At 43.2% G+C, this 15,741-nt stretch carries 11 protein-coding genes; 2 read left to right on the forward strand and 9 right to left on the reverse strand.

Going from position 1 to position 15,741, the window contains the following annotated elements:
- The first annotated feature begins 36 nt into the window (after positions 1 to 36).
- A complete protein-coding gene (locus NEE14_RS02100) occupies positions 37 to 576 on the forward strand; it encodes a hypothetical protein (RefSeq protein WP_251967651.1) in 540 nt (179 codons plus the stop codon).
- A gap of 183 nt (positions 577 to 759) precedes the next feature.
- On the opposite strand, the gene NEE14_RS02105 is transcribed toward NEE14_RS02100, so the two are convergent.
- From NEE14_RS02105 to NEE14_RS02115, 3 genes are read right to left on the reverse strand one after another with little or no spacing between them, the layout of a single operon-like run.
- Entirely contained in the window at positions 760 to 2,109 is a 1,350-nt protein-coding gene (locus tag NEE14_RS02105; protein WP_251967650.1) for a dihydroorotase, read from the reverse strand.
- Between the two features lie 45 nt (positions 2,110 to 2,154).
- Complete coding sequence (locus tag NEE14_RS02110; protein WP_251967649.1) at positions 2,155 to 2,523, reverse strand: hypothetical protein; 369 nt, start codon at positions 2,521 to 2,523, stop codon at positions 2,155 to 2,157.
- Between the two features lie 6 nt (positions 2,524 to 2,529).
- Positions 2,530 to 3,108 (reverse strand): RNA polymerase sigma factor, encoded by a 579-nt coding sequence (locus tag NEE14_RS02115; RefSeq protein WP_251967648.1) that lies wholly within the window; start codon positions 3,106 to 3,108, stop codon positions 2,530 to 2,532.
- A gap of 412 nt (positions 3,109 to 3,520) precedes the next feature.
- Here NEE14_RS02115 and NEE14_RS02120 point away from each other — a divergent pair, with 412 nt between their 5' ends.
- The gene (locus NEE14_RS02120) at positions 3,521 to 3,919 is read left to right on the forward strand and encodes a DUF6249 domain-containing protein (protein WP_251967647.1); all 399 of its coding nucleotides are present in this window, start codon (positions 3,521 to 3,523) and stop codon (positions 3,917 to 3,919) included.
- Positions 3,920 to 4,061: 142 nt separating this feature from the next.
- Here the strand turns inward: NEE14_RS02120 and NEE14_RS02125 are convergent, their stop codons facing one another.
- The 6 genes from NEE14_RS02125 to NEE14_RS02150 form a co-directional block, all read right to left on the reverse strand.
- Complete coding sequence (locus tag NEE14_RS02125) at positions 4,062 to 6,308, reverse strand: GH92 family glycosyl hydrolase (protein WP_251967646.1); 2,247 nt, start codon at positions 6,306 to 6,308, stop codon at positions 4,062 to 4,064.
- 40 nt (positions 6,309 to 6,348) lie between these two features.
- Positions 6,349 to 8,535 (reverse strand): family 20 glycosylhydrolase, encoded by a 2,187-nt coding sequence (locus NEE14_RS02130; protein ID WP_251967645.1) that lies wholly within the window; start codon positions 8,533 to 8,535, stop codon positions 6,349 to 6,351.
- A 57-nt stretch (positions 8,536 to 8,592) separates the two neighbouring features.
- Positions 8,593 to 9,945: an MATE family efflux transporter gene (locus tag NEE14_RS02135; protein WP_251967644.1), complete on the reverse strand. Its 1,353-nt coding sequence runs from the start codon at positions 9,943 to 9,945 to the stop codon at positions 8,593 to 8,595.
- A gap of 309 nt (positions 9,946 to 10,254) precedes the next feature.
- Positions 10,255 to 13,083, reverse strand: a complete 2,829-nt coding sequence (locus NEE14_RS02140; protein ID WP_251967643.1) for an FAD-binding and (Fe-S)-binding domain-containing protein — start codon at positions 13,081 to 13,083, stop codon at positions 10,255 to 10,257.
- 93 nt (positions 13,084 to 13,176) lie between these two features.
- Positions 13,177 to 14,832 carry an AMP-binding protein gene (locus NEE14_RS02145; protein ID WP_251967642.1) on the reverse strand — a complete coding sequence of 552 codons (1,656 nt, stop codon included), beginning with the start codon at positions 14,830 to 14,832 and terminating at the stop codon, positions 13,177 to 13,179.
- A 104-nt stretch (positions 14,833 to 14,936) separates the two neighbouring features.
- On the reverse strand, positions 14,937 to 15,434 hold the full coding sequence (locus NEE14_RS02150; RefSeq protein WP_251967641.1) for a hypothetical protein: 498 nt from the start codon (positions 15,432 to 15,434) through the stop codon (positions 14,937 to 14,939).
- Positions 15,435 to 15,741: the final 307 nt, after the last annotated feature.

Below are 15,741 nucleotides of genomic sequence, written 5' to 3' on the forward strand. Positions count from 1 at the left end.
AGAAACTGATTGTTTAACCTATAATAGTATTTGATTATGAAACGATTTATTTTGATGCTACTGAGCTTATTTTTTATGGCAACAGCGGTAAACGCACAGTTGAGCAAAGGCGACTTCTTAGTAGGAGGTGGTGTCGGATTGGTATTGGACATTGGTAATTCTGGTGATGGTGGTATTTGGGGCGGTTCTAGTACAGATGTTGATGTTACTTTCGCTCTTTCTCCTTCAGTTATGTATATGCTTACAGATAATTGGTATTTTGGAGGTGGTTTGGACTTGGGAGTGACTCCTGCCGTTGGAGGAACTGCTACTATCTTTTCGATTGGTCCGGAAGGTGGTTACCATGTATCATTCAACAAGACATTGGGACTGTTTAACTCGCTGGAGATGGACTTCGGTGTGGCAGAGAAAGCTTTCTTCTTTGGATTCAATTATTATCCTAAACTTTCTATTGCGCTTTCGGATAAAACTTATCTGACTGCTACATTAGCAGGAGTTGGTTATAATTCGTCAAGCGAATCTTTCTCAATCAAGCTATTGACGCAAACAGCAATCGGCTTTTATTACGCATTTTGATATAATTTAGAATGATGATCACCTGTTCTACCAGAGGAAACTCTAAAAAAGAGTTCTCTTTTTGGGGAACAGGTGTGTCGTTTTTATAATGAAACATTTTTCCTTGAGAAGTAGATATATTCTGTTTCAATTGTGGAAGGCATAAAAACAGAGCTTCCACAAATGGGAACTCTGCTTTTAGGATTATAAAAAATATTTCAACTCTTTTCCGTGTACATTATCGCGTATTTGACCGTCTTGCCAAACAATTTCGCCATTTACCCACGTCGTATCAACGGCATGATGGAAAGTATATCCTTCAAATGGAGACCAGCCACATTTGGTCAGGATGTTTTCCTTACTTACAGTCCATGTCTTGTTCGGATCAATTAAGACTAAGTCTGCATAATAACCCGGACGTATGTAACCTCTACGGTCGATGTGGAAAAGTTCGGCGGGTTTATGGGCCATTTTATCCACGACCTTTTCGTATGTGAAGCGGCCTTCCATGGCTAATTCCAGCATGACGATTAAAGAATGTTGTACCAACGGTCCGCCTGAGGCTGCTTTCAGACAAGATCCTTCTTTCTCGGAAAGCAGGTGAGGAGCGTGGTCGGTGGCAATGATATCTATTTTGTCATTATTAACGGCTTCACGCAGGGCTGTCCGGTCGGCCAGTGTTTTGATAGAAGGATTCCATTTGATTCGGTTGCCGAACAAGGCATAATCGCCGTCATGGAACCACAGATGATGTACACAAACTTCTCCGGTAATTTTCTTGTCCTTCAAAGGAAGCTTGTTATCCAGTAAAGTAGTTTCTTTGGCTGTTGACAGATGAAGAATATGCAAACGCGTTCCTAACCGGGTAGCCAGTTCGACAGCTTCAGAAGAGGAGGCATAACAAGCTTCTTCACTACGAATTTTACTATGGAAAGAAATATCCAGATCTTCGCCATACTTTTGGGTGTAGTAAGCGATGTTTCTTTTGATTATTTCTTCTTTTTCGGCATGGACGGCAATCAACAGATCACTTTCACTAAAGATTCTTTCGAGCGCGTCTTTTTTATCTACCAGCATATTTCCGGTCGAAGAGCCTAAGAACAGCTTTAATCCCGGGACGCGTGAACGGTCGAGACGGCGGATTTCTTCCATATTATCATTGGTTCCTCCGAAGAAGAAAGAATAATTGGCAGCAGACGTTTCAGCAGCCCGGTTGAATTTCCATTCCAGGTTTTCGATGGTTGTTGTCTGAGGCTTTGTGTTTGGCATATCCATAAACGAGGTGACGCCACCAGCCACGGCAGCCCGACTCTCTGAGTAAATATCAGCTTTGTACGTTAGTCCGGGTTCGCGGAAATGTACCTGATCATCTATACAACCTGGCAGTAGCCATTTGCCCTGGCCATCTACGATATCGTTTGTTTCAGCTATGATTTCGGAAGGAACTTCTCCTTCATACACGGCCTCAATCATTTCACCGTTGATCAGTACTGCACCTTGATAACTCCGTCCTTCATTGATGATACGGACATTTTTTATCAGTTTCTTGTTCATAAGCTTATTGGGATTTATGACCCAAAAATAGGGATTTTTGTCCGGTTATTTCTCTTTCGCCCCATGCTTTTTATCATACCAGCGTCTAAATCGGTAGTCGAGCCACAACAGGAAAAGAGCAATACTACCTATATATGTATAGATAAAGAGCAAGGAAGTATCTATTTTCGGCCATCGGATAGCGGGTATTTCCAGTTCTTTCAACCCAATGACGGCTGCAACAATCATAACCATCGAGGCGAGAATCAGCATACTCCATTCCAGCCAAGTCTGTCGTTTACGCTTGCGTATCGCTTCTTTTTCGATGCGTTGCATCATTTGCGACCGGAATCCTTCCGGGAGTGATACTGGCGGCATTTGTCTGAATAATGATTTCAAACGATCTTCTTGTGCTCTATTTGTCTCTTTTTCCATAATTCTTTACTTCTTCTGAACAACATCCTGATTCTTTTCTTCTTCAGTCAGCAGCACATACAGTTTCTTTCGTATGCGGTGTAACTTCACTTTCAGATTAGACAGCGACAGGCCGGTAATACCCGTCAAGTCTTCAAGGCTTTTCTCTTCCATATAGAATAATTGGATCAAAGCCCGGTCGTCTGGCGGAAGCTGGGCCAAAGCCCGGTCCAGCCATTCCAACTGCTGGGCTGTTCCGTATGAACCTAATGCTTCCTGCACTTCCTCTTCGGATACATTCGTCAGTTGTGAATCTTCTATTGACAAGTATTCTATCTTCTTTTTTCGGACAGCCGATATCGCCATGTTGTAAGCAATCCGGTACAACCAATTGGCAAAATTACCTTCTCCGCGGAAAGATTCCAATTGTCGGAATGCCTTGATGAATACATCTTCCGTCAGTTCCTCTGCATCTTCCCGGTTTTGTACAATCCGGAAGATCAGAGCAAACAACGGTTGGCTGTATTTATCCAGCAGACAGGCGAAGCAACTGGTATCGCCTGCCAGAATCCGGTTGATATAATATGTATCCGATAATCCTTCCATTTCATAATGATTGACGCAGGCTTGCCGGAAAGGTTACATGGCTTTATCAAATAATTTGAACGGGATACCACATTTTCCCCCGGAGATAAAGTCTGTAACCCCGGTTCCAAACTTCCGGATCCTATATGTAATTCTTTAGTTCACGGCGTGAACTAAGTAAACCACGGCGTGAACTACTTAAACCACGGCGTGAACTAAGTAATCCACGACGTGAACTAAAGAATATATAATAGGGAAAGAAGTTTTCCCCCGGCAGAGTGGAAAGTTTCTGACAGGCAAAAACAAATTTACAAGGGGCGGCTACCCAAAAAAAATTGCCTGAAAGTTGTAACCATTCTGTTTCTCTTGCGTCCATATTACAGAAGCTTCGGAAAACAAAGGTATTAATAACATAAAAATAACAGAAACGATTATGATGGATTTTATTTCTATTCCGCTGGTTGTCGGAATCATTTGTTACGGAATTTACAGTTTGTTTGAATTGTTCGTTCATAAGAAAGAACGGCTGATGATTATTGAGAAATTATCGGAAAAAGTAGATTGGACTGTATTGGACGGGAAACTTCAGTTGCCAAGCTTTGCGCAAAAACGGGTATCCTTCAGTGCTTTGAAGATAGGTTGCCTGATGGCCGGCTTAGGATTAGGCTTGTTGATCGGTTTTATTTTCCATACGTTTATATGTGTAAATTTCGAGGGTGACTGGCAAATGCTTTCTATGGCGTATGGAGCGTCGGTTTTATTATGCGGTGGTCTGGGACTGATCCTGGCATTTATTATCGAGAACAAGCTGGAAAAGAAGAATGATGAATAATTTTCTCAGGGAAGAAGAGGAAAACGGTTTTTAGCCGTCGCATAAAAAACTCTCGAGAATTGTTTTTGAAATAAACGGGAATCATTTCCATTCATACTTGTTCTCTTTCAAGAATGCGAGCATGAATGGAAATGATTCTTTTTTATTTCTTAGGCTGATCGCCTAATGTGAACTTCAGAGTTCCGGCTTTTACCAGATCCTGATGAGAGATGGTATAACCTTTTAACTTCTTGCCGCCTGCCTGAATCGACTGGATGTAGATAGATTCAGGTGTAGCGTGTGAAGCTTCGATTACCAAATCTCCTGCCGGATAATATTTCTTGTCGAGATGAATCGTGATCTTATCGAATACCGGTGACGTCAGTACATAATCAGCATCACCCGGACAGGCCGGATAAAATCCCATCATCGAGAAGATAGCCCATGTAGACATGGTTCCGGCATCTTCGTTTCCAGGTACACCGTTCGGAGCATTGTGGTAGCCACTCTTCAGAATCTTGTGCACTTCTTTCTGAGTACGCCATTCTTCCCCTTTGAAATAACTGAACAGATACGGATAAGCGATATCGGGTTCGTTGGCAGGATCATAATTCCCATCGTCGAAAACGCCCTGTAATTTGTTGACGAACTTCTTGTTTCCTCCCATCAGTTTAGCCAGTCCTTTGATATCATGCGGTACATAGAAGGTATAATTCCAAGCATTTCCTTCGTGGAATCCCGGACTTGGCTCAAAGTTTTCGCCCTGTTTCGGATCAAAAGGTTCATAGAATTTACCATCCGGCAAAATCGGACGTAATGTACCGAAATCCTTGCAATAGTAATGTTTGTAACCCATTGAGCGGTCATAGAACAACTTCGCATCTTCTTTCTTTCCCAACGCTTCCGCAAACTGGCTGAGGTTCCAGTCGGCCAGATAATATTCCAAAGCATGGGAAACAGAGTTGTCATATTGTTCGCGTAACGGAACATAGCCTAAAGAGAAATAATCATTGGCATCCGGACGAAGCAGATTAAATTCGCCAGGAGTTGTAGCTCCTTTACGCATGGCTTCATAGGCTGTTGTCGTGTCGAAATCACGTAAGCCTTTCATCCAGGCATCTACGATATAAGGGATTGAAGGATCACCTTCCATGGTGAATGTCTCCCGACCGTAAAGTTCCCATTTCGGTAACCATCCATTTTCCTTATACATATCAATCATAGTCTGGATAATATCCAACTGACGGTCCGGATACAGTAAAGTCATGAGTGAACTGACATTGCGGTAAGTATCCCACAACGAGAATACTGTATAACGGTTACCGCTTGTCTTACCTACTTCCAGGCTCTCCATCTTCGGATATTCACCGTTGACGTCCTGTAAAATATTCGGATGAATCAGCAAATGATACAGACCTGTGTAGAAGATTGTCTTTTCATCGTTCGTTCCGCCTTCTACTGTGATGCGTGATAAATCGTCGTTCCACTTATCGCGGGCAGCAGAAGCAATCTTGTCGAAATCGAAACCCGGTTGTTCGGCTTTCAAGTTCTCGCGGGCGTTCTCGATACTGACGAATGAAACACCGATCTTTACCTCGATCTGTTCCTGTTCGGCTACATCGTATTTGAACCAGACACCTACGTCGTCTCCACTGATTTCGCGGGTATATTTCGTGTATAGTTTGTATTTACCTGCATCAGCGTCCCACTGAGCCTCTACACCTTTCATCTCGCGTTGCTTTTTCCAATATCCTTTTTCCTTTGGAGCCTTGTTGACCTGCATAACGAAATAAATCGGAAAGACTGCTTGTGGGTTATAACAGAATGTTCCCATCAGTTTGCTTCCTTCGATTTCTGTATCACTGACAAAGCGGACAGTTGCACCGGTTTCGTTGGTCAGACCTTCTCCTAAATTGAGCAGGATATTCCCTTGTCCTTTCGGGAAAGTGAAGCGGCTTAATCCTGTACGAGGCGTAGCTGTGACTTCCGTCTTGATATTATATTTAGTCAGAATATTACTGTAATATCCCGGATGGGCTACTTCCTTTTCATAATGGCTGCCATATTCATGGTAATCTACTTTCAGCTCTCCGGAAGTCGGCATCAATAATAATCCTCCTAATTCGGGACAACCTACACCGCTCAGATTAACGTGAGCATAACCGGTGAAGAAGTCATTGTCGGATGTATAGGGTGTTGACCACCACCGACTGTCTTTATCAAACTCGTTGGTTTCTGACCCCATGACATTAAAAGGCGTCACACTCATCATTCCTTGGGGACAGACAGCTCCGGGGTTCGTAGTTCCGAAATTGCTGGTCCCGATAAATGGATTGACATAATCGACAGGCTGCTGTGCGAAAGCGAAACTTCCGCCACACAACAAGAGCGTCAATAATTGTTTTTTCATGTTTGTCTGTTTATTTGTGTTTAAAATATATGTATGTTAATTACCAGATGACGATTTCATCTACGAAAATAAATCCGCCATTAGGCTTATTTTTCGCTTTTACTTGTAAATAGCGTGCTTTCCAGTTTCCGTTAAAGGTATATTCCTGGAAAATCAGATCCGGATTTTCGCGGGAAACGGTAGTCGGAATAATTCCCTGCGATGTGAAATTCTTCCCGTCTTCGGATGTCAGGATTTCTACCTGTTCAGGCTGATATACCCAAGGACCTTTCAGTTGCATCCATTTCGAAGAGACTTGATGCAGATCCATGACTTCGCCCAGATCAATGACACAGTCTAAATTGTCTGTGTAACCCTGCCAACGCTGGTCAAGATAAGTCAGTCCTCCTCGGTAACCATCAATAATGGCATTCATGCCTCCGGCCATATAACCCGGGTACAGACGGCTGTTGAAGCGGATGCTTTTCCCAATTCCTTTATGGTAATCAACGCGCTGCTCGGAAACTCGGTCCTGTAACTGACCGTCTACGAAGATGCCTGCTACAATTTTAGCCGAGTCTTTGACAACAATCGGTTCCTGATAGATAGGTGAAGACGCTGTCGGGGTAGATCCATCTGTTGTATAGTGGATTTCAGCCGGATATTTCTCAGCATCCATGGTTACGCGGATTTCCTTCTTGACTGTATCTACAACCATGTCAAATTCCAGTTCGTTGGAAAGCGGGAAAGGATTCAATCCCATCCGTTGTAGGACTGGGATGTGTGCATTAACACGTGGTTTGAAATCTTGCCAATCCCGTTTTTCCTGCGGAGTCCAACCGATTTCTGCCACGGCAAGGGCACGAGGGAACATCATATACTCTAAATGTTCTGGAGTAGGAATATATTCAGTCCACGTATTCGCTTGTACACCCAGAAAATGCTTGGCTTCTTCGGCTGTCAGCGAATCCTGAGGGATCGGATTGTAACTATATACTTTCCGGATCGGCGTATATCCGCCAATGGCTACCGGTTGATGTCGGGGATCAGCTTGATAGAAGTCGAAATACATATAATTGCCCGGCGTCATGATGACATCATGCCCCATACGTGCTGATTTGAATCCGGCCGCTTCACCACGCCATGACATAACAGTCGCTTCGGGAGCCAGTCCGCCTTCCAGAATTTCATCCCAACCGATCAGACGGCGGCCTTTGGAATTCAGAAATTCTTCAGCTTTATGGATCATGTAGCTTTGTAACTCATCGACATTGGTGAGTTTCTCTTTCTTCATCAATGCCTGGCATTTCGGACAAGTTTTCCACGCATTCTTGGCTGCTTCGTCACCACCGATATGTATGTACTCAGAAGGGAAGAGTTCAATAACTTCTGATAGTACATTTTCCATAAACTCGAAAGTTTTCGGGTTGCCGATACAGAAATCACCTCCGGTATGTGACTTCCCGGCACAACATAATTCGGGATAAGCCACGAATACTTCATCTGAATGGGACGGAAATTCAATTTCTGGAATAATAGTAATATGTTTCTCGGCGGCATAAGCTACTAATTCGCGGATATCGTCTTTGGTGTAATAACCACCATAAGCTCCTTTTGTCCCTTCTTTTACGTACTGACGATCTTTACCGTTATCCCACCATTCACGCCAATCAGATTGGGTTCGGAAGGCGCCCTCTTGTGTCAGTTTTGGATATTTGTCGATTTGCAGACGCCAGCCTCCAGCATCTGTGAGGTGAAGATGCAGGGTATTCAGCTTGTAGTACGACATAACATTCATTAGCTTCTTGACTTCCTCTTTGTCGAAGAAATGACGGGAAACATCAAGATGCAGACCTCGATAGGGGAAACGAGGATGATCATTGATCTTTACATAAGGCAATCCGTCAGGAGTAAGCAGTTGCAGTAAAGTTTGCTTGCCATAGAATAATCCGGTTTCTGTCTTAGCAACCAGACGAACTCCTGCTCCATCAACTTCCAGACGATAGCCTTCATCTGGAATATCTGATGCATTCGGATCTACTTGAAAGTTTACTTTGTTGCTGGCCGAACCTGCTCCGACAAGCATTGCATGACCAATTTTAAACATGCCATCCGATTGTGTCATTTCAAATGGCTCTGGTATCAGTTGAATTTGTGTTTCTACTGTTTGATTACAGGAGGTAAAAAAGACAGAACCAACCAGTAATGTTCCGCCTAGTATCTTACCCACACGTTTTGGTATTAGCATACGAGTAAATTATTAATGATTAAACGAATTCAGCAGATAGAGGTTATAATGTGTTCCTTAAGCTTGTTGCTGACGGAATTTTCGGAACTGCCTGATCAATACAATGGCTGTTACGATGGTTGCCGTCAAGTCCGCAATAGGAATACTAACCCACACTCCAAATGTACCCCAAATTCTTGGTAAAACAATTAAACACGGTACTAAAAATAACATCTGGCGTGTCAATGAGAGAAAAATAGCCGTTCTCGACAATCCTACCGATAAGAAAAAGTTCGTTGATACCATTTGGAACCCAACGATAGGGAAAACGGCAAATACTATATGCAATCCGTAAACGGCTGCTGAAGTCAATTCTTCATCGGTGGTAAAGAAGCCGACAATAAATTCAGGGAAGAGGTGGCAGATCAGAAATCCAGTTGTAGCAACACCTACGCCCCATAAGGTGGTCAGTTTTGTGACGTCTATTACTCGATGATACTGGCGAGCTCCATAATTGTATCCGGCAATGGGTTGCATACCTTGGTTGAAACCCATAATAATCATGGCAAATAGAGAGACAATACGATTGACAATACCGTAGGCTCCAATAGCCATGTCGCCTCCGTGTTCTTTCAATCCCCAGTTGATCAATAATACAATCAGACATGAACATAAATTCATTAGAAAAGGAGACATGCCGATTGAGATAATACCTTCAACAAGTTCTTTATGAAGTTTATAAATTCCTTTATGGAAATGCAGCAGTTGTGATGGTCGGGCAAAATGGATGAGCTGGCCGATTAGTGATAGAAGCTGTGAAAAAACTGTTGCCCAGGCAGCTCCTTTGATTCCCCAATCTAAAACGAAAATAAACAATGGATTAAGCAGACAGTTAACTACTACAGACAACAAGGTCGCAAACATGGCCATCTTGGGATAACCGGATGATCGCAAAACCGAATTTAATCCTAAGTACATATGGGTAATTACATTTCCATATAAAATAATTCTCATATAATCACGTGCATAGGAAATCGTTTGATCGCTGGCACCGAAGAAGTAAAGAACGGGGTCTAAAAAGGCGAGGAATACGACTGAAAAGGCAATACCCATAATCAGATTCAACATAAATACGTTTCCTAATACATTATTAGCTCCATCATAATCTTTCTGTCCTAACTTGACAGATACAAGTGTTGAGGCTCCGACACCCACCAACGACCCGAAAGCTGCTGCCAAATTCATCAACGGGAAAGTTAAGGCGAGACCTGCAATACCTAACGGACCTACACCATGGCCGATAAAAATGCTATCTGCCATATTATACAATGAGGAAGCAGTCATGGCGATAATCGCAGGAATAGCATATTGGGTCAATAATTTTCCAATAGGTTCTGTTCCTAAAATTAGAGGAGAATTTTTGTCAGACATATACTCAAATCTTAAATCATATAACTAAAATCTTCTGCCTATACCGGAATCGGTATACAAAGATACGTATTTTTAAATGAAAGTCTTTGGTGACTCTTCTTGATTTTGTTGAAAAAACAGTTCTTTCTTATTCTTGTATTTTTAATTGATCGGTCTGTAACCAAGGGTTTAAGTAGTAATCTTAATGCATGCAAAAGTCGGGCCATCGATATGGATTATAAATAAGAAAAGTGGCGTCCTGGCTGAATCATTTGTAAATTACAGCCAAGACGCCACTTGAAAGATTATAAGTTATGCCTGCCTTATTCCTTATTGCTTCGGACGCGTACAGCGGTCTACCAGATAGGCAATCGAAACATAAGGAACACCCGAATTGGTTGTCAGTCCGATTTCACAAGTGCGACTGTTGGAATAACCTCGCTGAATGCCTTTGGCTTCGAGCTGTGGACGCAGTTTTCGGAGAGCATAGGCGTTCACTTCTGGATGTGTGAACCCTCGGTCGCCGGCAAAACCGCAGCAACCTATTTCTTCGGGAACGAATACATTTTTGGAACACAATTTAGCCACGTTGATGATGGTATCTGCTAATCCCATACGTCTCATGGAACAGGTAATGTGTATAGCGACAGGTTCATCTGTCGGTGTAAATATCAGCCGGTCACGCAAGAAGGTATAAATGAATTCTGCAGGTTCATAGAGTTTCATCTTCTTAATCGTTTCGCGCATACGATGCAGGCATGGACTTTGATCACAGAGAACCGGGTAACGTCCTTCCTCACTGGCTTTCCACAGTGCTTCTTCCAGTTCTTTGGATTTACGGTCGGCTATATCCATCATTCCTTTACTTTCCCAAATCGTGCCGCAGCATAGTTTATCCATATTCTCGGGGAAGATGACTTCGAATCCACCTTTTTGGAGGAGAGAAACCATCTTGTCGACAAGAGCCATCTCTTCCGGTGATTTACGGGCCAATCCCATTGTCTGGTTAATACAGCTGGGGAAGTAAACCACTTTATCCGGCTTCGCTGTAATATGATTTCGAAGCTGCTTGCGAATGCGATAGGCTTTAGGCATGGCTGGTGTCCAAAGAGGAATACCTAATGTCTGATGCATGCCACGAGTCAAGCTAGTCATGAGAGTTGTTCCCATAACAGCATGAGCCGTATCGGCAAGAGTCAGTACCGGCCGAAGTGAATTCTTGATTCCCGCAAAGTGACGGGCGGCAAAATCACCCATTTGATAACCTGTACTTCCTTTAGGTAATTCAGCCTGACGGATATCGTGTGTCAACTCTCCGGTATTGATATGCATCGGGCATGACATCGAGCATAATCCGTCTCCGGCACAGGTCTGGTTTCCCCAATATTTATATTCTTTGAGCAGCGTGGCAAGGCGCTGTGGGTCGTCTCCGCTTTGGCGTAAACGGGATATTTCCCGTTGAATAACGATACGCTGGCGACTGGATAAGGCAAATCCGCAGGTAAGACAATTTACTTCGCAGAAACCGCATTCAATACAACGATCTACTTTCGGATTTGTCAATGGCAGAGGCTTGAAATGCTTGATATGGCATTTGGGGTCATCGTTAAAGATTACTCCCGGATTCAGCAGATTCTTGGGATCGAATAACTGTTTGACCGATTTCATCAATTCAAAGGCGTCATCGCCCCATTCATAGCGGACAAAAGGAGCCATGTTACGTCCTGTTCCATGTTCTGCTTTCAGCGAACCGTCATATTTATCTACTACCAGCGTTTTGACATCATTCATCAGGTCTTCATATCGTTTTACTTCTTCGTCGGTATGGAAAGACTGATTCAGAATAAAGTGATAATTACCTTCAAGTGCATGGCCATAGATGCAGGCGTCTTCGTATCCGTGGCGTGCCAGTAGGGCTTGAAGCTCGGCTGTCGCTTCCGGTAAGTCTTCAATATGGAAGGCTACATCTTCGATCAGACAGGTTGTCCCGAGCTTACGTGTTCCTCCAACCGACGGGAAAATACCGGAACGAATGGCCCAATAACGGGAGTATTCTTCAGGCTTATCTGTAAAGTGAACGGGTGTGTATGTGTTGAAAGCTTGGAGACAAGCCTCAATTTGCCGGATATATTGCTGAAGTTCTTCCGGTGTATGTGCCTTTGTTTCGGTGAGGACGGCTGTCAGGTTTTCACCCGTTGTATCATTAACAGACGCAAGTGATTTTTTGTCGAGCAGTTCTGCTCCTTTGACAATCCAGTTCCCTTGTTCATTCGTAAGCTTCTTCATGGCAACGACTGCCCGGCATGCTTCCTTGATATCACTGAAATAAAGCATGGCACTTGCTTTGCAAGGATAATCATATTCGGTTGTCATGGTTACTTCTGAAAGGAATGCCAGTGTTCCTTCAGAACCTACCAATAAATGGGCGATGATGTCAAACGGATCATCAAAGCGGATAAATGGCAGGATATTCAATCCTGTTACATTCTTAATGGCATATTTATAACTGATCCGTTCTGCCAGCTTCTTATTGGCTCTGACCTGGTCGCGTAGTTCTTCAATTCTGCGGATAAAGTCCGGTCTTTTCTCCTGGAAGGCACGGCGGCTTTCTGGATTTCCTGTGTCAAGACAGGTCCCGTCTGCAAAGATCATTCGGGCCGAGCGTAAGACTTTGTCGCTATTCGCATGCGTTCCGCAGTTCATTCCTGAGGCATTGTTCATGACGATGCCGCCTACCATTGCACTTTTTACGGAAGCAGGGTCTGGAGCAAATTTTTGTCCGTAAGGCTTGAGTATTTCATTCACTCGCTGTCCGATGATTCCCGGTTGGAGACGGATGGCTTTTCCTCCCTCTAAAATTTCATATCGTTCCCAATGTTTGCCGGCAACGATCAGTATAGAGTCGCTGATGGCCTGTCCTGAAAGACTGGTACCAGCTGCCCGGAATGTCACCGGCAATTGGTATTTGTCTGCAGTTTCCAACAGCTTGGATACTTCTTCTTCTGAGTCGGAGCGAACGACAATTTGTGGAATAAGCCGATAGAAACCGGCATCCGTTCCCCACGCCAGACGGCGTAATTCGTCTGTATAAATACGATCGCCCGGAATGAATCGGGCGATATCGTGTAAGAATAAAGCATATTTGTTTTCTTGTTCCATAAAGAATCGTCTGATTTTGTCCGCAAAAGTAACGTATTTGTCGGGCAGTTGTTCTTTTGCCTGCCGATTTCTTTTCCGGAAAAGAATCAGAACTTAGAGTTCGGGCTGATATAAGAAACGCTTAATGCTCTTTTTGGGAGTTTTCTCAAATTCATGTTCCCTCAACTCATAAAGTGCTACTTTACAATAGCCTGGAATGCTCCGGTTCAATTGTTTCAGGTTTTGCATCATTTGTTCGTTCAGTGCTTTGGTGGTTAGTCCCAACTTCTTTATCTGGTCCCAGTCCGGATAAATCAAAGCCGTTAACTTCTTATTGTCTGAAATAATCAATGACTCTACAACGAGAGGCAAGTTGTTCAACTTGGCTTCGATCTCTTCTGGATAGATGTTCTGTCCGTTCGGTCCAAGCAACATCGTCTTGCTTCGTCCGCGGATATAGAGAAAACCGTCTGCATCCATTGTACCCAAGTCGCCTGTCCGCATCCAGCCGTCGGGCATCATCACTGTAGCTGTGAGTTGAGGATTCTTGTAATATCCCAACATATTATTGCTTCCTCGTACCAGAATTTCTCCAACCTGATGCTGTGGATCAGAAGAGTCGATGCGCACTTCCATGCGGTCTACAATTTTACCTACAGAGGTTGGCTTGAAGATATCCCATTGAGCATACGCGACAAGCGGTCCGCATTCAGTCATCCCATAACCTACCGTGTAACGGAAACGGATGGAACGAAGAAACTGTTCGACCTCTTTATTGAGAGGAGCACCGCCTATTACGATCTCTTCGAAATTACCACCGAAAGCCTGATTAAGCTGATTGGCTATCTTTTTTCGTACGATTGTATTAATCACTGGCAGGTTGAGCAAAACTTTCATCATAGGCTTCTCGATGATCGGGAAGATGCGGGTTCGCACAATCTTTTCGATGATGATCGGTACTGCCAGGATCAAGCGTGGGCGACAGGTAGCAAAGGCTTTTCCGATCACTTGCGGGCTGGGCATTCGTGTAATGAAATGAATGTGGCAACCTTTATTGACAGAATTGAGTACCTCGAAGGCCAATCCGTACATATGTGCCATCGGAAGGATGCAGACAATGTTATCTCCCGCATGGATAAACGGAAGGTTGTCGGCCGCAAATTGGGTATTACTCCACAGACTGCGATAGGGGAGCATGACGCCTTTAGAGGAGCTGGTGGTTCCCGAAGTGTAATTCAACAAGCATAAGTCTTCCGGATTCTCTTCATAGTAATGAATCGACTCGGGAGTGAACGACGGATATTTTTGTTCGAACAACAGCGGTAGCTGGTTGATGGCATCTTTTACTGCCGGTTGATCCGATTTGATCAAACTGAAGTCATCTAATTGGATGATCAGACGAATCTGAGGAAACTCTTTCTCGTCGAGTTGCGCCCAGTTGGATGCTGAAACAAAGAGTACTTTGGATTCGGAATGATTTAGAATCAAATGAATGTTGTCTGATTTGAATTCATGAAGGATGGGAACTGCTACGGCTCCATACGTCAGGGTTCCAAAGAAACTGATGGCCCAGTTCGAAGAATTTCTACCTAAAATTGCTATTTTGTCACCCGGTTGTATTTCAGCGCAGCGGAATAAAATATGAAGTTCTTCCATGCGCCGGGCCACATCGCTATATGAAAGGGTAGGACCTTCCATATCTGTAAAAGCTGGCAGATTCCAGTGGGCTTTTACACTCTTCTCGATCAATCCTAAAAAACGTTTTTCCATGAAGTTTCCTTTCCTGCTTTTATTGTCAGATTTATGCCTGTTCAATTAACAGATTCTTTACAAAAATAAGTTTTTTATGGGTATTTGCAAAAGATTTACATAAATTATTCCTGTTTTTCCACAATTTGTTGTAAGATCCTACCCAAGCGGCAAGAAGTTATTTGTGCGTATCTGTCTGTAGCACCTTGATAGTTATACCAGTTTTTATCAAATTCATTTAAAGATTTTTCCAAATTGCCTTGCAGATCTTTAAGTGGTTGAGATTGCTGTAGAACCGGATCTTGAGTGATGGTTTGTTGAAGTCTTTTTGCTGCATTTTGTAGGATGAAATACTCCTTTAGTTTTTGTTCCATCGCGGTCTCTTCAATTGGGGTTGGGAAATGTGGGGCGATTTTTTCAAGGGAAATTTGTTTAGACAAATTGTATCGGATGATAGTCGCTTCCAGATAGGGTTGCAGATTGACTAGATTTAACCAGGCTTCTCGTAGAAGGCGATAACTGTCTTGCTTGGCTTTCCACGCATTTCTTATCGAAAGATAGATGAAGCCAAGGTAGAAACAGACGAGTATTACTATTAATATAAGCAAGAATAGATTTTTCATGATGTCAGTAAAATACAGTTTATCGGATGAATCCGATAATAGGTTACCAATCGTTTTTCAAGTTAAGACAAAGATAGTTTTTCTTTCGGTAATAAAAAATTCAGTCCTATTCAATTTTATCTATGGCCTGTTTGATAAATAGAAAGAGATAGCCCAATGAAACTCACGGGAGTTGAAAATGATTCTCGTGAGGATTGAATTTGATTCTCGTTACTTTTGTTTTAAAAAGCGCCGGCTTTTGATCAAAACACGCCGGCTTTTCATCAAAAGCCGGCGTGTTTTCTTGCCTTTATTAAGTCATTGTTAA

It is taken from the genome of Parabacteroides sp. AD58, assembly GCF_023744375.2.
GTDB classification, from domain to species: domain Bacteria; phylum Bacteroidota; class Bacteroidia; order Bacteroidales; family Tannerellaceae; genus Parabacteroides; species Parabacteroides absconsus.